At 54.8% G+C, this 20,487-nt stretch carries 19 protein-coding genes; 12 read left to right on the plus strand and 7 right to left on the minus strand.

Features of this window, described 5'->3' with window-relative positions; translation table 11 throughout:
* Positions 1–33 precede the first annotated feature (33 nt).
* The 3 genes from ACTH3D_RS07345 (at position 34) to ACTH3D_RS07355 (ending at position 2,905) form a co-directional block, all read left to right on the plus strand.
* Positions 34–1,041: a DctP family TRAP transporter solute-binding subunit gene (locus ACTH3D_RS07345; protein WP_441666412.1), complete on the plus strand. Its 1,008-nt coding sequence runs from the start codon at positions 34–36 to the stop codon at positions 1,039–1,041.
* Between the two features lie 105 nt (positions 1,042–1,146).
* Entirely contained in the window at positions 1,147–1,623 is a 477-nt protein-coding gene (locus ACTH3D_RS07350; protein WP_441666413.1) for a TRAP transporter small permease, read from the plus strand.
* Positions 1,613–2,905, plus strand: a complete 1,293-nt coding sequence (locus tag ACTH3D_RS07355) for a TRAP transporter large permease (protein ID WP_441666414.1) — start codon at positions 1,613–1,615, stop codon at positions 2,903–2,905. Before ACTH3D_RS07350 ends, ACTH3D_RS07355 begins: the two co-directional genes overlap by 11 nt.
* Before the next feature lie 28 nt (positions 2,906–2,933).
* On the opposite strand, the gene ACTH3D_RS07360 is transcribed toward ACTH3D_RS07355, so the two are convergent.
* Positions 2,934–3,575: a GNAT family N-acetyltransferase gene (locus ACTH3D_RS07360; RefSeq protein WP_441666415.1), complete on the minus strand. Its 642-nt coding sequence runs from the start codon at positions 3,573–3,575 to the stop codon at positions 2,934–2,936.
* 157 nt (positions 3,576–3,732) lie between these two features.
* Between ACTH3D_RS07360 and guaB the strand changes: the two genes are divergently transcribed.
* From guaB to ACTH3D_RS07380, 4 genes are all read left to right on the plus strand, one after another.
* Entirely contained in the window at positions 3,733–5,202 is a 1,470-nt protein-coding gene (gene guaB, locus ACTH3D_RS07365) for an IMP dehydrogenase (protein WP_441666416.1), read from the plus strand.
* A 9-nt stretch (positions 5,203–5,211) separates the two neighbouring features.
* The gene (gene guaA / locus ACTH3D_RS07370; RefSeq protein WP_441666417.1) at positions 5,212–6,789 is read left to right on the plus strand and encodes a glutamine-hydrolyzing GMP synthase; all 1,578 of its coding nucleotides are present in this window, start codon (positions 5,212–5,214) and stop codon (positions 6,787–6,789) included.
* A 307-nt stretch (positions 6,790–7,096) separates the two neighbouring features.
* Positions 7,097–7,465: a phage integrase central domain-containing protein gene (locus tag ACTH3D_RS07375; RefSeq protein ID WP_441666418.1), complete on the plus strand. Its 369-nt coding sequence runs from the start codon at positions 7,097–7,099 to the stop codon at positions 7,463–7,465.
* Positions 7,466–7,480: 15 nt separating this feature from the next.
* On the plus strand, positions 7,481–8,104 hold the full coding sequence (locus ACTH3D_RS07380; RefSeq protein ID WP_441666429.1) for a tyrosine-type recombinase/integrase: 624 nt from the start codon (positions 7,481–7,483) through the stop codon (positions 8,102–8,104).
* A gap of 26 nt (positions 8,105–8,130) precedes the next feature.
* On the opposite strand, the gene ACTH3D_RS07385 is transcribed toward ACTH3D_RS07380, so the two are convergent.
* The 5 genes from ACTH3D_RS07385 to ACTH3D_RS07405 form a co-directional block, all read right to left on the minus strand.
* The gene (locus ACTH3D_RS07385) at positions 8,131–9,534 is read right to left on the minus strand and encodes an efflux transporter outer membrane subunit (RefSeq protein ID WP_441666419.1); all 1,404 of its coding nucleotides are present in this window, start codon (positions 9,532–9,534) and stop codon (positions 8,131–8,133) included.
* Positions 9,531–12,686 carry an efflux RND transporter permease subunit gene (locus tag ACTH3D_RS07390; protein ID WP_441666420.1) on the minus strand — a complete coding sequence of 1,052 codons (3,156 nt, stop codon included), beginning with the start codon at positions 12,684–12,686 and terminating at the stop codon, positions 9,531–9,533. The genes ACTH3D_RS07385 and ACTH3D_RS07390 overlap by 4 nt, the downstream gene beginning before the upstream one ends.
* Before the next feature lie 9 nt (positions 12,687–12,695).
* Complete coding sequence (locus tag ACTH3D_RS07395) at positions 12,696–13,910, minus strand: efflux RND transporter periplasmic adaptor subunit (protein WP_441666421.1); 1,215 nt, start codon at positions 13,908–13,910, stop codon at positions 12,696–12,698.
* A 56-nt stretch (positions 13,911–13,966) separates the two neighbouring features.
* Positions 13,967–14,458 carry a MarR family winged helix-turn-helix transcriptional regulator gene (locus ACTH3D_RS07400; RefSeq protein WP_441666422.1) on the minus strand — a complete coding sequence of 164 codons (492 nt, stop codon included), beginning with the start codon at positions 14,456–14,458 and terminating at the stop codon, positions 13,967–13,969.
* A gap of 175 nt (positions 14,459–14,633) precedes the next feature.
* On the minus strand, positions 14,634–14,900 hold the full coding sequence (locus tag ACTH3D_RS07405; RefSeq protein ID WP_441666430.1) for a hypothetical protein: 267 nt from the start codon (positions 14,898–14,900) through the stop codon (positions 14,634–14,636).
* A gap of 128 nt (positions 14,901–15,028) precedes the next feature.
* On the opposite strand from ACTH3D_RS07405, the gene ACTH3D_RS07410 reads away from it, so the two are divergent.
* From ACTH3D_RS07410 to ACTH3D_RS07425, 4 genes are all read left to right on the plus strand, one after another.
* Positions 15,029–15,340: a hypothetical protein gene (locus tag ACTH3D_RS07410; protein ID WP_441666423.1), complete on the plus strand. Its 312-nt coding sequence runs from the start codon at positions 15,029–15,031 to the stop codon at positions 15,338–15,340.
* Between the two features lie 542 nt (positions 15,341–15,882).
* Positions 15,883–16,329, plus strand: a complete 447-nt coding sequence (locus tag ACTH3D_RS07415) for a MarR family winged helix-turn-helix transcriptional regulator (RefSeq protein WP_441666424.1) — start codon at positions 15,883–15,885, stop codon at positions 16,327–16,329.
* A gap of 53 nt (positions 16,330–16,382) precedes the next feature.
* Positions 16,383–17,645 carry an NAD(P)-binding domain-containing protein gene (locus ACTH3D_RS07420; RefSeq protein ID WP_441666425.1) on the plus strand — a complete coding sequence of 421 codons (1,263 nt, stop codon included), beginning with the start codon at positions 16,383–16,385 and terminating at the stop codon, positions 17,643–17,645.
* 96 nt (positions 17,646–17,741) lie between these two features.
* Entirely contained in the window at positions 17,742–18,917 is a 1,176-nt protein-coding gene (locus ACTH3D_RS07425) for an MFS transporter (protein WP_441666426.1), read from the plus strand.
* A 113-nt stretch (positions 18,918–19,030) separates the two neighbouring features.
* Here the strand turns inward: ACTH3D_RS07425 and ACTH3D_RS07430 are convergent, their stop codons facing one another.
* Positions 19,031–19,693 carry a DUF1826 domain-containing protein gene (locus ACTH3D_RS07430; protein WP_441666427.1) on the minus strand — a complete coding sequence of 221 codons (663 nt, stop codon included), beginning with the start codon at positions 19,691–19,693 and terminating at the stop codon, positions 19,031–19,033.
* A gap of 98 nt (positions 19,694–19,791) precedes the next feature.
* On the opposite strand from ACTH3D_RS07430, the gene ACTH3D_RS07435 reads away from it, so the two are divergent.
* The gene (locus tag ACTH3D_RS07435; RefSeq protein WP_441666428.1) at positions 19,792–20,487 is read left to right on the plus strand and encodes a hypothetical protein; all 696 of its coding nucleotides are present in this window, start codon (positions 19,792–19,794) and stop codon (positions 20,485–20,487) included.

Raw genomic sequence — 20,487 nt, forward strand, 5'->3', positions numbered from 1 at the left:
AGAGCTGATCACTCATCATGACTAGGATATTCCATGACATCGAAAAAGCAGTTTACCCACATTGCCGTCGGCCTGGCTGGCGCCGTTTTACTGAGCTCTGCCGTAGCGGCCCAGGCCCGCGAGCTATCGGTTTCAACGGTACTCTCGGACGCTTTTCCCTGGGGGCAGGCTGCTGAAAAGTGGGCCGAGTTGGTTGAGGAGCGCACCGATGGCGAACTGACGCTGCGCGTCTACCCTAACGCCCAGCTGGTCAGCGGTGACCAGACCCGCGAGTTCTCTGCCATGCGTTCAGGCATCATCGACCTGGCGGTTGGTTCTACCATTAACTGGTCGCCTCAGGTACCAGAGCTTAACCTGTTTTCGCTGCCGTTCTTCTTGTCTGACGTTTCCCAAGTTGACGCCGTGACGGGAGGCGAAGCTGGTGAACTGTTGTTTGAAGCCATTGAAGGCAAAGGGGTGATTCCCTTGGCTTGGGGTGAAAACGGCTTTCGCCAACTGTCCAACTCTAGCGCTGCGATTAGTGCCCCAGATGATCTAGAAGGGCTGAAAATTCGTGTAGTGGGCTCGCCGTTGTTCCAAGACACTTTTACTGCATTAGGCGCTAACCCAACTCAGATGAGCTGGGCCGATGCCAAGCCTGCATTGACCACTGGCGCGGTGGATGGTCAGGAGAACCCATTGTCAGTATTTGATGTGGCGCGTATTGATCAAGTGGGCCAAGAATACCTGACACTGTGGAACTACATGAACGATCCGCTCGTGTTTGCTGCTAACCCTCAAGTCTGGGGTTCGTTGTCCGAAGAAGATCAGCAGATGCTGCGCGATACGGCCATTGAAGCCGGCGCTTGGGAAATTGCCAAGACTCGTGAAGAGGAATCTGCTCGGTTGGATGTTATCCGTGAGCGCGGCGTGACGGTAACCGAGCTGACTGAGGACCAACACCAAGCGTTTGTTGAAGCGACGCTCAGTGTGCATGAAGAGTGGGTGCCGAAGATTGGTGAAGCCGTGGTTGAGGCAGCGCGTCGCGATATCGGCGAGTAATAACTTACCTTGACTGAATGCTGTACCCGGCGCTTTGCAGGAACGCCGGGTACAGGGTCTGGATGTTATCAGGCCCGTATCTGAACACCTATGGAATACCCCTCCATGAAACGCCCTGACGCAAGATTTGAGCGTGTGCTGGCCTCGCTGGCGCTACTGCTGGTCGGCCTGATCAGCCTGGCGAACGTAATAGTTCGCTATCTGACGAATGCCTCCTTTGCCTTCACTGAAGAGTTTTCAGTATTTTTGCTGGTGCTGCTGACCTTTGCTGGTGCCTCGGTGGCACTGCGTCGTCATCGTCACATCCGCATTAGTTTTCTTGAACACAGACTGCCGCGTGGGCCGCGCCGTGTGCTGATTGTGGTGCAGTCGTTGTGTGGTCTCGCCGTGCTTGGTCTTATTGTCTGGTTTGGCGGGCTGCTAACTTGGCAAGAATATCAGTGGGAAACGCTATCACCGGGCTTGGGACTGCCTCAGTGGGTGTATCTAATCTGGCTGCCTGTGCTGTGTGTTGTGATGATGCTGCGTCAATTCCAAATAATGCGCGACCGGCTGAACGGAGGAAACGACGATGAGTCCTGATCTATGGATGCTGCTGTCGTTTGCCGTTTTGTTGGTGATTGGTGTGCCGGTGGCCTTTTCTCTCGGCCTGGCTGGAGTAGTAGGCATCGTAACTGGCTTGTCGCCGGCCATGCTGGCCACACTAGGCACCAACACGTACAACAGTGTGGCGAAATACCCGCTGATTGCCATACCGCTATTTATTCTTACTGGATTGGTGTTTGAGCGCGCAGGTGTGGCCGGGCGGCTGGTGCGCTTTGCCCAAGCGCTGATCGGCCCTCGTCATGGCGGCTTAGCTATTGTTGCGGTATTGGCTTGCATGATCATGGGTGGAATGAGTGGCTCAGGGCCAGCAGATGCCGCTGCGGTCGCCATGGTGATGTTGCCGAGCATGACCCGCGCCGGATATCCCAGGCCCTTTACAGCGACGCTAATTGCCGCGTCAGCCTCCACGGCGATATTGATTCCGCCGTCGGTGGCGCTGATCCTGTATTCCATCGTGGTGCCTGGTGTTGACCTGCGTGCGCTCTTTGCCGCCGGATTGTTTCCGGGCATTCTGGCCGGCGTTGCGTTGATGGTGCCGGCCTGGTTCCTGGCGCGTCACTACGGCTGGGAAACTCCTGGCGATACACCGCGGCCACCGCTGGGCGAGAGCTTTCGCCAGGCGATTCCTGCGCTGTTCGCACCGGTACTGATTCTCGGCGGGCTACGCACCGGGCTATTTACGCCCACCGAGGCCGCAGTTGTTGCGGTTACCTATGGCGTAGTCATCGGCCTGTGGCTGACACGCGAGCTCAAGTGGCGCGATCTGTGGGAGCTGCTGGGCGAGGCCGCTATCATCAGTGGCGTGGTCATGCTGATCATTGCGCTGGCTGGTATCTTCGCCTGGTCCGGCACCATGTTGGGTGCCTTCCGGCATCTGGGTGAGTGGGTTATCGGGCTCACCGACAACGGTCTGTTGTTGCTGTTGTTTATCATGCTGGCCGTGCTGGCTGCCGGCATGTTGCTGGACGCGATCTCGATCTATCTGATCTTGATGCCGATTCTGATTCCGGTGATGCAGCACTTTGGCTGGGATCCGGTGTGGTTCGGGATTTTGCTGGCCATGAACATCGCCATCGGCCAGTTCACGCCGCCGGTAGCGGTGAATCTCATGGTGACAACAGAGGTGGCCAAAGTCCGTCTGGAGCAGACGGTTGGCTGGGCGCTGGTGTTTGTCTTGGCAATGGCTGCGGCGTTGGCGCTGGTGGTGGTGTTTCCGTCCATCGCCCTGTGGCTGCCGGAGCGGTTGGGCTATCACTGAACTGTCAATACGTACCACGAAAGAGCCGTTACCGGGGGATTAAGCCAGGTTCGCGGCTCATGAACCAGTGCGTGGTGCCGATGACGGTTTCAGTCGCCAGGGTGGTGAAGCCAAAGCGCTGATACAGTGTCACGTTTTCAGACTTGTCGGTTTCTAGATAGCCCAACGCCTGCTGCTGGTCGAGGTGGTCACAAAGCTGTTGTAACAGGGCGCTGCCAACACCGCAGCCTTGGTGCTGCGGGGCCACCGCCAGCGGGCCTAAATGCCAGTGCGCTGGGGCTGCAGCATCACGTCGCGACCAGGCACGTACCCAACTGAGCAGCTGCCGAGAGGCGCTTACGCCACCGAAATGAACAAAGGCTGGCAGCGCTTGCAGCTTGCTCTTGAGGTCTGGCTGGCAGTGCCCCGGCGCCGACAGGCCGGCAACGCCGACCAGCTGAGCGGCTTCAGAGCCTGGGGTAGCGGTGTGTAAGGCGCTGAAAGCACCCAACACCAACCCGGTGCGCATCTGTTGGCGCAAAAAAGGCGTAAACATTTTGGTCAGCGTTCGTTCGCGCCGCACAGGGTCGTTGCCAAACGCACTCAAATGCGTCGGATTATCGCGCATTCCCAGTCCCAGCAGGGCTGCAGCATCAGCCGCGTGTGGTTCAGCCAGCACACGAATCGTCATTTTTAGCCTTTGTGTATTTTTTTGATGTTTGGGTGATCTCGCTATTCCGCGAGACCATTCACTAAAACGCGGGAGACACAGTGACGAAGGTGGCTGCTGGGCGTTATACTTGGCGATTATTTTTCTCCCTCCACCAGCTCACTGGGTGTTGCCGACTATGCTACGTATGGCCCAAGAAGCGCTCACGTTTGATGACGTGCTGCTCGTACCCGGCTACTCCGAGGTTTTGCCTAAGGATGTCAGCCTCCGGACTCGTCTGACGCGCAATCTTTACCTTAATATTCCCCTTGCATCAGCTGCCATGGATACCGTGACTGAGGCGCGCCTGGCGATTGCCATGGCCCAGGAAGGCGGTATCGGCATCATTCATAAGAACATGACCATTGCCCAGCAGGCAGCGGAAGTGCGCAAGGTCAAGAAGCACGAGAGCGTCATCGTCAAAGATCCAGTGACTGTCGGCCCGCAGGCCAAGCTGACCGAGCTTCTTGCGATGGCCGAAGAGAACGGCTTCTCCGGTTTTCCGGTCGTGGAAGGCGAGACGCTGACGGGTATTGTGACCGAACGCGACATGCGCTTTCAGCCCAACCATGGTGATAGCGTGGCCGATATCATGACGCCGCGCGATAAGTTAGTCACCGTGCCAATGGGGACCGCGCTTGAGGTCATCAAGGCTCGCATGCAGGAGCATCGTGTCGAGAAGATGTTGATTGTCGATGACGATTTCCGGCTGTGTGGCCTGGTGACTTTCAAAGATATCGAGAAGGCGCGGACCTTTCCCAACGCCGCCAAGGATGATGACGGTCGTCTGCTGGTTGGTGCTGCGGTAGGCACCGGCGCGGATACGCCGGATCGTGTCGCGGCACTGGTTGACGCCGGTGTCGATGTGGTCATTGTCGATACTGCACATGGCCACTCCAAAGGCGTGATTGATCGGGTGCGCTGGATGAAGGAGCACTATCCGTCCCTTCAGGTGGTCGGCGGAAACATTGCTACTGCTGAAGCCGCCAAGGCACTGGCCGAGGCTGGCGCTGACGCCGTCAAGGTGGGTATCGGCCCCGGTTCAATCTGCACCACGCGCATCATCGCCGGTGTCGGGGTGCCGCAGATTACTGCGGTATCCAACGTGGCGGCAGCGCTCAAGTCCTACGATATTCCGCTGATTGCCGATGGCGGCGTGCGCTTTTCCGGCGACTTGGCCAAGGCCGTGGTGGCGGGTGCCAGTTGTGTCATGGTCGGCGGCCTGCTGGCCGGTACCGAAGAGGCGCCAGGTGAGGTCGAGCTGTATCAGGGCCGTACGTACAAAGCGTATCGTGGCATGGGCTCCATGGGGGCGATGTCGCAGAGCCAGGGCTCCAGCGACCGCTACTTTCAGGATCAGAACGCTGGCATCGAGAAGCTGGTGCCGGAAGGCATCGAGGGTCGCGTACCTTATAAGGGCATGATGAATGCCATCGTCCATCAGTTGATGGGGGGGCTGCGCGCTGCCATGGGATATACCGGCAGCACCGATATGGAAGAAATGCGCAGTAAGCCGCAGTTCGTGCAGATTACCGGCGCCGGCTTCAACGAGTCCCATGTGCATGATGTGCAGATCACCAAAGAAGCGCCGAACTACCGGGCGAGTTAAGGACCAGACATGACCGATATTCACGCCCACAAGATACTAATCCTCGATTTTGGCTCTCAGTACACCCAGCTGATTGCGCGCCGCGTACGCGAGATCGGGGTGTTCTCTGAGATCCGTGCTTTCGATATTACTGAAGACGAGATTCGCGAGTACAACCCTAGTGGCATCATCCTTGCCGGTGGGCCGGAGTCGGTCACCGAGCTGGGTTCGCCCCGCGTACCGGCCTGCGTATTCGAGCTGAACTTGCCTGTACTGGGCATCTGCTACGGCATGCAAGCCATGGCAGAGCAGCTGGGCGGGGCGGTAGAGGGTTCCAGCCAGCGTGAGTTTGGCTACGCCAAGGTTCAGCTGGATGCCGACACCGCGTTGTTTAAAGACATCTCTGACCACATCGAGCCGGACAGCGGCAAGCGCTTGCTTGACGTGTGGATGAGCCATGGCGACAAAGTTGCGCAGATTCCTGACGGTTTCCGCGTGACTGCATCAACGCCAAGCTGCCCAATTGCCGCCATGAGCTGGGAAGAAAAGCGCTTTTATGGCGTGCAGTTCCATCCTGAAGTGACGCACACCTTGCAAGGGCAGCGCATTCTAGAGCACTTTGTGCTTGAGATTTGTGCTAGCCAGCGCAACTGGACACCAGCTCGGATCATTGAAGATCAGATCGAGCGAGTACGCGAACAAGTCGGTGATCGGCACGTGCTGCTGGGGCTGTCTGGCGGGGTAGACTCCTCTGTGGTTGCGGCATTGCTGCACAAGGCCATCGGCGATCAACTGACCTGTGTGTTTGTTGATAACGGCTTGCTGCGCAAGAACGAAGGCGACCAAGTGATGGAAACCTTCGCCAACCACATGGGCGTATGCGTTATTCGCGTGGATGCGGAAGAGCAGTTCCTTTCGCGCCTAGCCGGTGAAGCGGAGCCTGAGGCTAAGCGTAAGATTATCGGTAACACCTTTATCGATGTGTTTGACGCCGAAGCCGCTAAAATCGACGGCGTTGAGTTTCTTGCCCAGGGCACCATCTATCCTGACGTGATCGAGTCAGCCGCTGCCAAAACCGGTAAGGCTCACGTGATTAAGTCGCACCACAACGTCGGCGGCCTGCCTGAGACCATGAAGCTCAAGCTAGTTGAGCCGCTGCGCGAGTTGTTCAAAGACGAAGTGCGTAAGCTCGGTCTTGAACTCGGCTTGCCCTACGACATGGTGTATCGCCACCCATTCCCGGGGCCGGGCTTAGGTGTGCGGATTCTTGGTGAAGTGAAGAAAGAATACGCCGAGATTCTGCGTGACGCCGACGCTATCTTTATTGAAGAACTGCGTGCTTCGGGCTGGTACGACAAAACCAGTCAAGCGTTTGCTGTATTCCTGCCGGTAAAATCTGTGGGTGTGGTTGGCGATGGACGCCGCTACGAGTGGGTCATTGCTCTGCGTGCCGTAGAGACTATCGACTTCATGACCGCCCGCTGGGCGCATCTGCCCTATGAGTTGCTGGAAAAAGTCTCTAATCGCATCATCAATGAACTGCCCGGTGTTTCACGAGTCGCTTACGACGTGAGCAGTAAGCCACCCGCGACCATTGAGTGGGAGTAATCACTCGTTAGGTAATAGCTGGCACCAACCGGCATCAAGTGACACTTAAGCCCATGTTTGCATGGGCTTTTTTGTTTTTATGTCTGGCAGTATTTGGCAACTGATGGCAGCGGGAAGCACCGCTTGAGCGTGGTATCCAAGGTGGTATTATTGAGAGATGATGACATGAGTGATAGCCGATCCCATGCTGCTTGATCCTGTGTGTTTATGGTATTGAAAATACTTAAGCTGCTGTTTTTATTGAGATTAAAGCCTGTTTTGGGGTGATCTTTCAGCATGGTATCGGAATCGAAGAAGGATAAGGCTCTTGCTGACCGATACCAAGCTGCGAAACCTCAAGCCCAGAGACAAGGCGCGTGTTAAAGGGGCTGAAACCTTTGATGCTTGGGCGGAAAAGTGGCTACGTGGCTACCAGATGGCCGACTCTACCCGTGATATGCGCCGCTCGGTTTATATGAGAGAGCTGGAAACAAAGTTCGGCAATCAAAAGCTGACCGAAATCACTCACGAGGAATTGCGAGCACTGACTGACGCCATCGTAGAGCGTGGAGCGTCTGCTACGGCGGTTCATGCGCGTGAGATTGTACTCCAGGTATACCGCTGGGCCACTGAGCGAGGTCAGAAGGTTGAGAACCCAGCAGACCTGGTTAGGCCAGCAAGCATTGCCAGGTTTTAGCCACGAGATCGTACCCTGACGCCAGAAGAAATTAGGATCATGTACCAGTACATGGGGCGTATTGGCACATCAACATGGATCCGCGCAGCAGTTAAACTGCTGCTACTGACGATGGTGCGAAAAAGCGAGCTGACAAATACCACCTGGAGTGAGATCAACTTCCGTGAAGCGCTCTGGACGATCCCCAAGGAACGGATGAAACGGCGAAACCCACACATGGTGTTTCTATCTAGGCAGGCCATGGACATCTTCATCGCTTTGAAGACGTTTTCTGGTGGGTCGGAGTATGTTCTGCCGTCGCGTTACGATTCTGACGTGCCCATGAGCAGTGCCACGCTCAATCGAGTCATGACGATGACTTACAAGCTGGCTCAGAAAGAGGGGCAGTCTCTTGCCAAGTTTGGACCCCACGATCTGAGGCGCACGGCCAGTACCTTACTCCATGAAGCCGGTTACAACACTGACTGGATAGAGAAATTCCTGGCACATGAGCAAAAGGGTGTGAGGGCAATCATTTGCCGCCGCGAACTTCAGCGGGAACGTCGCAGCCTTCAGGCGCGTGACCCCATACCGGGCGGTAGGAGCCAGCCATTGCGGATAGTAGGCCACGAGAACCTCACCACGATGTTATCGTGGTGAGGTTCTGCCGAAATATGCATCAGCGATCAAGACTGCCATCCCCCGCCTAAGACGCGGTAGAGGGAGACCCAATTGCTGGCCTCGGCCAAGCGCGTTGAAATCATGTTTTGCTGTGCGGCGTAATAGGAGCGTTGTGCTGTCAGGACCGACAATGAGCTCTCAAGACCCTCGCGGTAGCTTGCTTCGGTCAGGCGGTAGATTTTCTCATTAGCCTCCAGCAGTGATTGGCGTGAGGCCAATAGTTCTTGCATATTGCTCTGCTCGTTCAGGGCGTCTGAGACTTCCTGGAAAGCGATTTGAATGGTGTGCTCATACTCCGCCAGTGCTGTATCTCGCGCGACTTCGGCAACGCGCACCGCCGCTTTTCCCGAGCCGGCATCAAAAATGGGCACCGAAAGTGACGGGATGAAATTCCACAGGCCGGTGCCGCTGGCAAACAGGTCAGCCAACTGGCTACTGGAGGTACCGATGCTCGTGGTCAGTGTGATACTTGGGAAGCGCGCTGCGCGAGCAGCACCGATATCGGCGTTTGCCGCGCGCAGTGTACGTTCAGCTGCCAGCACGTCGGGGCGGCGCTGCAGCAGTTCGGATGGCGCATTCGCCACCGGCGCGATTGTGGTTATCAGCGGTGCCAGCGGGTCGGCGATGGTATCGCCAGAATCTGCCACCAGAGCCGGTTCAATTGCTTGGCCGACAAGCAGCGTTAGTGCGTTGAGATCCTGTGCCACTTGCGTTCGGTAAGTCGCAATGTCAGCGCGGGCTGTATCTACGCTGGTTTGAGCGGTGGCAACATCCAGGCCAGATGTGGTGCCGATGCTGAAGGTTTTCAGCGTCAGGTCCAGCGATTTCTGCTGGCTTGCGAGCGTGCTTTCCGCCAAGCGCAGTCTTTGCTGATCTGCTGCCAGTGTAAAGTAGGCTGTGGCAACTTCTGCGACCAGCGTTATGCGCATGGAGCGTAGTGATTCTTCGTAGGAGAGATAGGTCTCCAGGGCCTGGTCGCGCAGGTTGTTGAGACGTCCAAAGAAGTCCAGTTCGAACGCACTGATACCCAGAGCAGCGCTATAGGCATGAGTAGTCTCGCCACCAGAGTGCAGCGCGGTACCACTACCGACGGCATCGACTGCCGGCAGCGTGTCAGCACGGGCGATTCGAAACTGAGCACGGGCCGACTCCACAGCAAGAGCATTCTGTCGCAGGCTACGGTTGTTGTTCAGCGCCAGCTCGATGAGCTGACGCAGGCGTTTGTCAGCGTAGAACTCTTTCCATCCGAGTCCGTCCACCGATATCGCTTCTGAATCGCCAATTTGCGTCGCTGGCCATGTGTCAGCAATGGGTGCTATAGGTCGGATATACTCAGGTGCGAGACTGGTGCAGCCCGCCAGGGTGACACTAAGGGTGGCACTTAGCAGTGAGAGGCGAAAATAGTTCATGGTGCCTCCCGGCGTGTAGTACTGGGTGCAGGATTGCTTGTGGGTATGTTGCTCCTGCTCCGAGTGAACAGTTTATGTATCAGGATATAGAGCAGCGGGACCAAGAATACGCCCAGCAGGGTGGCGGTGAGTACCCCGCCGATAATGCCGGTGCCTACCGCGTGCTGACTGCCTGAGCCTGCGCCGGAGCTGATTGCCAGCGGTAAAACACCTAAGCCAAAGGCCATCGATGTCATAACAATGGGGCGTAATCGCTGGCGACAGGCATGCAGTGTGGCGGCAATCACTTCCTGCCCCTCGTCCACAGCGGACTTGGCAAATTCAACGATGAGAATAGCATTCTTTGCAGTCAGTCCGAGGATTGTCAATAGGCCGACCTGAAAGTACACATCGTTCTCCAGTCCACGTAGCTGAGTGGCCAGCACGGTACCAAGCACACCGACGGGCAATATCAGCAATACCGACAGCGGTACCGACCAACTTTCGTACAGTGCAGCCAGACACAGGAACACCACCAACAAGGAGAACAGATACAGGGCCGTGGCATTGGAACCTGCCTGCTGCTCTTCGTACGACAAGCCGCTCCAGGCCACAGTGAAGCCCTCAGCAGCTTCCTGCGCCAGTTGTTCCATCGCGGCGATGGCGGAACCCGAGCTTACGCCTTCGCCGGCATCGCCCTGAATTTGAATGGAGGAGTCGCCATCAAAACGTGACAGCGTGGGCGAACCCGTTGTCCATCGGCCAGTGGTGAAGGCCGAGAACGGCACCATGTCGCCATTGTTGTTGCGCACGCTCCATTTGTTCAGATCCTCGGGCAGCATGCGTGCATCGGCGCGGGCCTGCACATACACCTTTTTGACTTTACCCCGGTCAATGAAGTCGTTGACGTAACTACCACCCCAAGCAGTAGACAGCACACTGTTGAGATCGCTCACCGAAACGCCCAGTGCACCGGCTTTGGCATTGTCGATATCTAACACAAATTGCGCGGTATTAGCGGGTATGCTGATACGGACGCCCTGCAAGCGCGGATCGCTGTTGGCGGCATTCACCAGTGCATTGGCAGCAGCGGTCAGCTTCTCGGTGCCCTGCGCCTGTGGATCCAGCAATTGCATTGTAAAACCGCCGGTGGACCCCAGACCGGGAATGGACGGAGGTGCCAGAGCAAAGATTTTCGCATCTTTGATCTGTCCAAGTGCAGCCATGGCGCGCCCCTGAATAGCTGTGACACTTTGCGAATCTTCTGTGCGTTCAGACCAGTCTTTCAGTCGAATGAATCCTGTGCCTACATTCTGGCCGCTGCCACTGAGTCCAAACCCTGCCACCAGAAAGGTAGATTCCACCGTGTCTTTCTCGCTTTCGAGGAAATATTGCTCTACTTGCTTAATGACCTCGTTGGTACGCTGTTGCGTGGCACCGGCAGGCAACTCCAAGCTCACGAATAATACGCTCTGATCTTCATCAGGCACAAAAGAGGTAGGCAGGCGCATGAATAATACGACCAACGCGAGAGCCAATAGGGCGTATAGCAGCACGAAGCGGCCGCCGCGCTTGAGCACATGAGCCACGCCTGTTTCGTAGCCTTGCGTCGTACGTTTCACCAAACGGTTGAAACCACCAAACACCTTGTTCGATAAATGTCCCTCTGCCGGCGTTGGCTTGAGCAAGGTGGCGCAAAGCGCTGGTGTGAAGATTAATGCCACCAGTACCGAGAGCGTCATGGCGGACACAATTGTGATGGAAAACTGACGGTAGATGACTCCTGTCATCCCACTAAAGAACGCCATGGGCAGGAAAACGGCCGACAGCACCAGGCCAACGCCAACCAGTGCCCCAGAAATCTGGCGCATAGATTTACGTGTTGCCTCAAGCGGTGAGAGGCCTTCTTCGGCCATCACACGTTCGACGTTTTCCACCACCACGATGGCGTCATCCACCAGCAGGCCGATGGCCAGCACCATAGCGAACATGGTCAGTGTGTTGATGCTGTAACCAAAAGCCGAGAGCACAGCGAAAGTGCCCAGCAGAACCACGGGTACGGCAAGCGTGGGAATTAGTGTTGCGCGCCAATTCTGCAAGAACAGGAACATGACTAGAAACACCAGTGCGACGGCTTCGATCATGGTGTGAAGCACGCTTTCAATGGAGGCCTCGATAAACGGGGTGGTGTCGTAGGTGGTGACCACCTTCATGCCGGTTGGTAGAGACTCCGACAATTTTGCTACTTCGGCGCGGACTGCCGCCGCTGTATCAGTCGCATTTGCACCCGTTGCCAGCATGATTCTGATTCCCGCGGCTGGCTGACCATTGTAGGTGCTTTTAACATCGTAACTAGCACTGCCCATTTCGACATCGGCCACATCGGATATGCGTACAGTGGCCGAACTCGTACTGGTCACGAGAATGATATTGCGAAACTGTTCCGCAGTATTCAGTCGACTTTGCGCGGTGATTGTGGCGTTGAGCTGTTGTCCGTCGACAGCCGGCAAGGAGCCGAGCTGGCCTGCCGAAACCTGGGTGTTCTGTGCCGCAATTGCGTTGCTGATATCAGCGGGCGTGAGATTGTATTCTCTCAACTTTATGGGATCGAGCCAGATGCGCATGGCGTACTGTGAACCCAGTACCCCGACGCTGCCAACGCCCGCAACGCGACTGAGCGGAGTTTTCAGGTTGGAGGCGATATAGTCTCCCAGGTCTGACGAAGTTACGCTGTCATCGCTGGACACAAGGCCCAGCACCATCAACATCTCGTCACCCGATTTGGTGACAGTCACGCCTTGCGTCTGCACCGATGCCGGCAAGGTCGAAGTGATTTGCTGCACCTTGTTCTGGACTTGCACTTGCGCGGTGTCTGGATCGGTGCCGATCTCGAATGTCAGTTGCACGCTGGATGAACCGGACGAGTTGGATGAGGATGATATGTAGCGCAGTCCATCCAGGCCAGTGAGGTTTTCCTCGATGACTTGCGTAACGGATTCCTCCACCGCGGCGGCGGATGCACCGGTATAGGTAGCACTGATAGAAACGGTGGGAGGCGAGATGGCCGGGTAGCGTGATACGGCCAGCGAGCTGATAGCCAACACCCCAGCGAGCATCGTACCGATGGCCAGCACCCAGGCGAAAATAGGTCGATTAATGAAAAATTGAGACATGATGTTTGATCACTCTGAAGTCGACGGTGGGGTGGGGGGGGAGGCAGGTATCTCCTCCGTCTCTTTAGCGACGCTCACCACCGAGCCAACTCGAATCTTTTGCAAACCTTCCACGACCACACGCTCGCCTGCCTTCAACCCACTTTCCACGATCCACTGATCACCCAGTGTCTGACCTGTGGTTAATGTTCGTTCCTCTATGGTGTTGTTGTCATTGATCACATAGGCCAGAGCATTCCCTTTCACGTCGCGGCTGATGGCCACCTGCGGCACCACCAGTGCATTTTGCATGACCGCACCTTCGAGTCTTATCCGTCCGTACATTCCCGGGATCAATTCGCTATTCGGGTTAGGGAATTGCGAGCGTACGGTCACCGTACCGGTTGTCTCATTCACAATGGCATCATTCAGTTCCAGCTTTCCAATCTGGTCATAGAGACTCCCGTCATCCTTGATGAGTCGCACGACGGGACGGCCGTTCTCTAGATTGATCTTACCCTGTTCAAATTGCTGGCGAATGCGCAGGAATTCAGTGGCCGATTGCGTTGCATCCAGATAAACAGGATCCAGCTGTTGCACAGTGGTTAGTGCAGTAGTCTGATTGGCGGTGACCAGTGCACCCTCGCTCACACTGGAGCGTCCAATGCGGCCATTAATGGGTGAGGTGACATTGGCGTAAGAAAGGGAGAGTCGGGCATCCTCCAGATTGGCCTCGGCAGAGTCAACTGCCGAGACTGCCTGTTTGTAGGCAGATTCGGCTTCTTCAGCACTCTCCTGACTTACCGCCTCAATAGCAACTAGCTCGCGATAACGCACTGCCTTCGCTCTGGCAGTGGCAAGGGCTACCTTCGCGCTGGAAAGCGTTGCTTCGGCATCTTTGACGGAAGTCTGTGAAGACGTCGGATCGATCTCATACAGTGCTTGCCCTGCTTCAACTTCACTACCCTCTGTAAATAGGCGCTTACGAACAATGCCTCCCGCCTGAGGCCGTATTTCAGCAGTGACTGCGGCTACCACGCGTCCGGTCAGCTCCGATGAAACAGGCACTTGACTGCTCTTGATGGTGTAGGCCACGACCTCCACGGGTGGTGCTTCCTCAGGTGCCGTTGGTGACTCCTGAGTGCAGGCAGCAAGCGTCAATACCAGCGCTGCAAGCATGATCCTGATAAGTAATGCCCGGCCTGAGCGTGGGCACGCATGGAAGGTTCCGGTAGTCTTTCGCATGGGTTCTCCCTCTGTGTGCTTGGGTGAAGATTCATGTTTAAACATGGTTTTTCTATTCACATTTTCTCCCCGGGACTGGGTGACGCTACAGTGTCTTTATCCAGATACTCCTCGCACGGTGTTGAACCACCGAGTGCGTTCCGTAGCCGTAAGGACAAAGCGGCATAGATGGCAGTGTTCTCTTCACCGATTACTTCGATGGTCTCACGGTCGATTGTTTGCCACTCCTGGTGGATTTGCTTCAGCAGGTTGGTACCGCGTTGAGTGAGTGTGAGCACATTACGGCGATGTTCCTGTGCGTCGACATGCCTCTCGATCAGACCTGCTGCCAGCAAGCGGGATGTCATGGTGCTCATGCTGGCGGCAGTCAATCCCGCTTCGCGAGCCAATTGCGCTTGGGATGCCTGCCCCATCATTCCGAGAATACCGAGAATACGGGCTTGTCGAGGATGAACCCCGAGCGGCGCCAACCGGTTACGCAAGTGCTCTTCGAGAAGATGTGCGAAGTGGAGATGCAAATGAAAGTTGTACGTTTTCTTGAAAGGCATAAAATAATATCGCAACCCGTGTTAGTATGCTAACAATTAGTATACTAACACGGGTTGGCCAGTGCAACTCGTAAAGAGCAACCTTGGGCCTCTATGGCTGAACTGATCACCTGGGTTTTTGTTGTTGTCGGGTCCCGTGTGATTAACCACCCGTTTGGTAAATAAATCAGGTCGTTTAGCTTGCCACTCCTTCATTACTGCAATCGGTGATGATGGCCACGTGCAGGTAGCGTTTCTGCTCCTCGTCGGGCATCTGGGTAAGATGCTTGATATCGATGTGCATATAGCCTAGCGCGTAATCCTTGAGAGGCTTGTGCCGCGGTTTCTTGTCATCGCCAGCGTTGGATAGTCGCGGTAGAGACGTGGTGCTGGAGGACGCTGCCTTGACCTCGGCTCGGGTCTTTGGTGTCATCGTCGCTTGTTTATGCAGTTTGATGACCATGAGTCTGCTCCCGGATGAATTGCTGAGGAAGCTCCCTAGCGGCTATCAGAGGATGACTTCTATAGGCGATTTGATCATCCGGAACCCTGCACCTAGCTAGCATAGATCGCTGCTTGCGTGCAGACTTCATGGCAGGCAGCATCGAGGTGATCGACGACAGAGATTTCTTCCAGATTGACCTCGAAGCAGGCCAGCGCTATCTGTTTGATATGGCGTCTAAAGGGCTGGTAGACGGAAATTTAACTCTCTATCGCAAAGACGGCGGCTACCTTGACCATCTGGAATCCGGATATCTTGGCGACGGCCCCGCGTTTTCCTATATTGCTGAGGCTGATGATACTTACTATCTGCAGGCATCGAGCTACTCTGACACCGGTGACTATGCCGTCGAGGTATCGAAAGTAGGTATTAGTCAAACTGAGGATGCAATGCTTATGTAGAAGCCTGATAGCTCATAAGCTGGTTAGAAGGCGGATAGTCTTCATACCCCTGCGCCACCACAAGATTGCCTAGCACAGGGGTATGATTGAATTACGGCTTTCCGCTTGCCGCTTGCCTGTGGTGCAGGCCTGATGGATTACTTCACCATCGTCAACGATCGCAAATATTCAATACTGGCGTGTCGATTGATGTAGTGCTTCCCTAGTCGGGCTTCTTACTGAGTGAGCTATTCCCGCCCATTTTATGATGATGTCGATACATGTTGTAGTTATGTCATCGTTGTAGAATAGCGTTGCAGCAGCATCTAGTAGACGGTTACGAGCGCTTTTGGGTGCTTGGTTAAGCGATGTGGTTATGGGTGCGTCAAGTATGACTTGCTAGTCGATGCGATGGCAGCAGCAGAGCCGGGTAGCCGAGGTAGTAAAATTGCTGCCTATGGGAGGTGGTATTCAGTCGCGGAAGAAGCGTCTGAGGCATCATTTGCAGAAAAGCCTCGCTTGGGATATTGTTGCTACTAACAACATAAGCCAGAAGTTTTCACATGGACACAGAGTTTGAGCGTGCAGAAGCGCTTTATGAAGCGGTTAACCAGCTGATTCGAGTGCATCAGTTTCGTGATCGCGAAAGCATATGCTGCCACAACGTGTCGGTTGCTCAGTGCTACGCGCTTGAAACGCTCGTAAAACTTGGCCCTTTGAGGCTTAAAGCCTTAGCTGATGAAATGTGTCTTGATAAAAGCACGACGAGTCGTGTGGTTGATGCGCTGCTGCGCAAGGGGTATGTGCTCAAAACGTTAGACCCGCTTGATCAGCGAGCAGTTCAGCTATCGTTAACTCATGAAGGTCGTGAGCTATATACCACCATACGCCAAAGCCTGATCGAAGAAGAAGCGTCGATGATCAAGGATGTTTCTCCTGACGTGGTAGATGCCGCTCTTGTGCTCTTAGGAAAACTCACCGTTGCCGCGCGGGCCCGACTCGGTGCGTAATCTATTTTTTTCACTATTTAGTTGTTACTAACAACATAATTTAGGGTGTAACTATGACGCACGACATCGAAAACTTGCCGGTTGCTGTGATTGGTGCGGGTCCTATTGGTTTGAGTGTCGCGGTGAACTTGCTTGATGCAGGGCTCACTCCGATTATTTTAGAGTCAGGTGATCGTGCGGGTTCTAATATCGCGAATTGGGGGCATGTGCGTATGTTTTCCCCTTGGTCATACAATATGGACCCTATTGCCGTTTCTTGGCTTAAGGAAACGGAGTGGGTCGAGCCTGTATTGAGCGAGTTTCCGACGGGTAGTGAGTTGCTTGAGCGTTATGTGCTCCCTTTGGCGTCTCATGAGTGGGTTGCGCCGCATCTGCGTTTAAACACTCGTGTTAATAGCGTTAGCCGCCAGCATCACGATGTTCTACGCAGCGAAGGGCGGGACAGTGCGCCTTTCGTTGTGCGTGTGTCTCGTCCTGAAGGTGAGCGCGACATGGTGGTTCAGGCCGTCGTTGATGCGTCTGGCACCTACCAAACGCCTAATTGGCTTGGTGCTCACGGTATTCCTGCGATTGGTGAGGTGGCTGCGTCGCAGTCAATTTCCTATGGTGTGCCTAATATTTTGGGCTCTGCCCGTCAGCGGTATGCGGGTAAGTCGGTGCTTGTTGTCGGGGGTGGTCACTCGGCATTTAACGCCTTGCAGGACTTGGTGGCGCTTGCTGATCAGTTTGATGGCATGCGCATTTTTTGGGGAATCCGGGGCGCCTCGGTGGATAACATTGTGCGCTCACCAGAAGCGGATGAGTTGCAAGAGCGTCGGCGGCTTGAGGTGTATATTCAAGAGCTGCTGAATACGGGACGAATCGAAGTTTTTACCAATATCGCAATAGACAAAATCAGCCTAGAAGATAGCAGGCTCGTTGTAGAAAGCCGCGCACAACAATTGCCACCGGTGGATCAGATTATTGCTGCAACAGGGTTTCGCCCCGACCTTCAGTTACTGTCTGAGCTGCGTACGTCACTTGATCCCGCGACGGAAAGCCCCGTTCGCCTCGGTCCGCTTATTGACCCGAATCTTCACAGTTGTGGTTCGGTTCCTGAGCATGGTTCGGCAGAGCTGTCGCATCCTGAATCCGGCCTTTATATCGTTGGAATTAAAAGCTACGGTCGTGCGCCGACATTTCTACTCAGAACCGGGTATAAACAAGTGAAATCGATAGTGGCTGATCTGGTTAATCCGGAGAAAAAAGAATCGGCTGTTGAACATCGGGGCTCTTCTTGTGAGACATTGGTGAACAGTGGGTGTTGCCCAATGTAATAATATGGCCCTCTAACGACTGTTTTATTATAGGGTGTTTTTTGGTTAGAGGGCATTTCGCTGCTTTAAATAAAATGGGATAAAATGATAAATATAATGCAGCGCCATCCGTTATTTGTTGTTGTGTTTGCCCAGCTGTGTGGCACGTCACTTTGGTTCTCTGTCAATGGGGTGGGCCTGTCTCTTATTCAGGACGTTGGGCTAAATGAGCCCGATCTTGGGTGGCTAACACTCACGGTTCAGGCGGGTTTCATTACTGGCACGCTATGTATCGCCATGACAGGTTTAGCGGATCGGCTGCGTGCCAGCCGCATTTTCGCGATGTCCTGTTTAGCTGGCGCTCTGGCAAATGCGGGCTTTGTCTTGGTGGCTGCCTATCCGCCATTCGATCTGCTATTACGGTTTATTACCGGTCTGTGTTTGGCCGGTATCTACCCGTTGGGTATGAAGTTAGTGATTGGTTGGACGCCAAAGTATGTGGGGGCGGCTCTGTCTTGGTTGGTCGGTATGCTGACGCTGGGCACGGCTCTGCCTCATTTATTGCGTGGTGTGACACTCGGCTTTCCTTGGGAGTGGACACTGCTGGGGGCTTCTGGGTTCGCTTTGTTGGGTGGTCTGGCGATCTTTATGCTGGGTGATGGCTCGCATTTGCCTCCTTCAAGCGGCAAAGTCCGGTTACGCGATGGGCTTGCCGCTTTGCGTGAGCGGCGTTTCCGTGCAGTGGCTATCGGCTATTTTGGGCATAGCTGGGAGCTTTATGCGCTGTGGACGCTTGTTCCGTTTATGGTGACTCGGGAAATGCTGCGTCTTGAGGCTCAAGACGCTTGGATTCCATTGCTATCGTTCGCCATCATTGCATTGGGTCTGATGGGGTGTGTGGGTGGCGGGGTGCTTAGTCGGCGTATAGGCAGTTTGTCAGTGGCACGTTTGGCGTTGGCTTCCTCTGGGTTGATTTGTATGGTTTATCCGCTGGTTGGTTGGCTGCCGCCTGAAGTGATGCTCATTTTACTTGTTTTTTGGGGAATGACGGTCATCGCGGATTCTCCACAACTCTCGACGCTGGCCGCCGAAACAGCTCCGCGAGAACGAGTCGGCTCAACCTTGGCGTTACTCAATGCGGTGGGTTTTTCGTTGACGATACCGTCAATCGCATTAACGACAGCGCTGTGGCAATGGCAGGGGATATGGGTTGTGTGGTGGTTACTTCCTGGGCCAATTTTTGGACTCTGGGCAATGCGCAGGTTATCTCGGCAAGAAGTCATGAACACTTAGTGAGTGTCTACGTTAGTTAGCGCCTACGTTTATTGCGGGACGATCTGCCATATGGTTTATGGCTTGCTAGAGGGTGAGGGGCAGCGTTGTAAAAAGCTGGCCCTCTGGTTTTGCTAAGCAGGGTCTATCGTCAGTAGTAGCCGCCGACTGCCTGCCGGTAGGTTTGGGCTGCGGTGCACTAACCCATGCGCTTCGTTACCAATCCAGCCGCTGCCTTTGAGCAGTGCTAGATCACCGACTTGGAGTTGTTGCACGGCATCTGAATCGATGACGATTTCTGGTTTTTCGGGATGTGGTGCCCCAAGGCCTTGGCGGTTGACCGCCCACTCCGGCAACCACTCGCTTCCTGGGCCATGGTAAGTCGCCACTAGCCGAACTGGAATATTGTCACAGTGAAAACGTGGGCACATGGCGCTTTCTAGACAGCGCAGCCGAAGCCCGATGGTATCGGTCTCGAAGAGAAAGGCCATGGCATCGGCGAGTGTCACAACATCCTCAATGAGAGCACTACAAGCCTCGGCGTCATGCAGCTGTTGCGTCAGCTTGCTTCGTAGCTCGTCTCCGGGAGGGCCAAACCAGTTGAAATAAAGTGGCCTGTCAGCTTGTAGCTGTGCTTTTACGCCGCTTAGAACGTCTTCGTTAAGTTGGCGTCGCATAACCGATAAGTTGATATTTTCTTCGAAAATGCGCGGTAAAGTGCTGATGTCTTCACCTTCGGCATAGCTAATGGCGTTGAAGTAGGCGGGGTTTTCCTGGTGACATGTGCGTGCTTGCATGGTGTGGCCTGTCGGGTGGAGGGTTGCTTTTCTGTTATGTTATAACGTATCTTTCTTCACGCTTGAAGCCCCCCCTCTCAATTTGATCAGGAGATAGCATGTCGCGCCGTCAATTCCGCCTTCTTACACCACTGGCTAGTGCAGTGTTATTAAGCGCTACAGCTCACGGGCATGATCACGATGCTCACCAGCACGACCATAGCTCTCATGATCATGGCGTTCATCAGCATGATCACGATAGTCATCAGCACGATCATGATAGTCATCAGCACGGTCATGCTGATTCTGCCTTTGCTGGGCTGGCGCTTTCTGCGGCGTTGACTGTGGAGGGCATTTATCACGATCGCTTCTCAGGTGAAGAGAGTACGCCAGCGGGTTTTGGTCATGGCGGAGCTCACGATCATGGCCATAACCATGACGACCATGGCCATGATCATGGTTTTGATGAAGGTTTTAACCTTGGTCATTCTGAATTGATGTTGCAGGGCCAAACGTCAATGCTTGAGGGTCAGGCCGTGATATCTCTGACCGAAGACGACATCAGTCTTGAGGAAATTTTCCTGGCAACACGTGCGTTGCCGCATGGTCTGGGCCTCAAAGGTGGTAAGTTCTTGTCAGACATTGGTTATATCAACAGCCGTCATCCTCATGCCTGGAATTTTATTGAGCGTCCGTTATTCAACGAGTATCTATTTGGTGATCACGGGCTCTTGGATACCGGTATTCAGTTGACGTGGTCTCCTAAGTGGCTATTCAAAATTTATCGTGCGCTCAGACCCGTAGCCGTCGAGTAG

Origin of the sequence: Halomonas sp. (assembly GCF_052095765.1) — a bacterium.
GTDB lineage: Bacteria > Pseudomonadota > Gammaproteobacteria > Pseudomonadales > Halomonadaceae > Halomonas.

Coding starts and splice junctions, on each gene's coding strand:
- ACTH3D_RS07345 (WP_441666412.1), top strand. CDS start 34: ATGACATCGAAAAAGCAGTTTACCCACATTGCCGTCGGCCTGGCTGGC.
- ACTH3D_RS07350 (WP_441666413.1), top strand. CDS start 1,147: ATGAAACGCCCTGACGCAAGATTTGAGCGTGTGCTGGCCTCGCTGGCG.
- ACTH3D_RS07355 (WP_441666414.1), top strand. CDS start 1,613: ATGAGTCCTGATCTATGGATGCTGCTGTCGTTTGCCGTTTTGTTGGTG.
- ACTH3D_RS07360 (WP_441666415.1), bottom strand. CDS start 3,575: ATGACGATTCGTGTGCTGGCTGAACCACACGCGGCTGATGCTGCAGCC.
- guaB (WP_441666416.1), top strand. CDS start 3,733: ATGCTACGTATGGCCCAAGAAGCGCTCACGTTTGATGACGTGCTGCTC.
- guaA (WP_441666417.1), top strand. CDS start 5,212: ATGACCGATATTCACGCCCACAAGATACTAATCCTCGATTTTGGCTCT.
- ACTH3D_RS07385 (WP_441666419.1), bottom strand. CDS start 9,534: ATGAACTATTTTCGCCTCTCACTGCTAAGTGCCACCCTTAGTGTCACC.
- ACTH3D_RS07390 (WP_441666420.1), bottom strand. CDS start 12,686: ATGTCTCAATTTTTCATTAATCGACCTATTTTCGCCTGGGTGCTGGCC.
- ACTH3D_RS07395 (WP_441666421.1), bottom strand. CDS start 13,910: ATGCGAAAGACTACCGGAACCTTCCATGCGTGCCCACGCTCAGGCCGG.
- ACTH3D_RS07400 (WP_441666422.1), bottom strand. CDS start 14,458: ATGCCTTTCAAGAAAACGTACAACTTTCATTTGCATCTCCACTTCGCA.
- ACTH3D_RS07405 (WP_441666430.1), bottom strand. CDS start 14,900: ATGGTCATCAAACTGCATAAACAAGCGACGATGACACCAAAGACCCGA.
- ACTH3D_RS07410 (WP_441666423.1), top strand. CDS start 15,029: ATGGCAGGCAGCATCGAGGTGATCGACGACAGAGATTTCTTCCAGATT.
- ACTH3D_RS07415 (WP_441666424.1), top strand. CDS start 15,883: ATGGACACAGAGTTTGAGCGTGCAGAAGCGCTTTATGAAGCGGTTAAC.
- ACTH3D_RS07420 (WP_441666425.1), top strand. CDS start 16,383: ATGACGCACGACATCGAAAACTTGCCGGTTGCTGTGATTGGTGCGGGT.
- ACTH3D_RS07425 (WP_441666426.1), top strand. CDS start 17,742: ATGCAGCGCCATCCGTTATTTGTTGTTGTGTTTGCCCAGCTGTGTGGC.
- ACTH3D_RS07430 (WP_441666427.1), bottom strand. CDS start 19,693: ATGCAAGCACGCACATGTCACCAGGAAAACCCCGCCTACTTCAACGCC.
- ACTH3D_RS07435 (WP_441666428.1), top strand. CDS start 19,792: ATGTCGCGCCGTCAATTCCGCCTTCTTACACCACTGGCTAGTGCAGTG.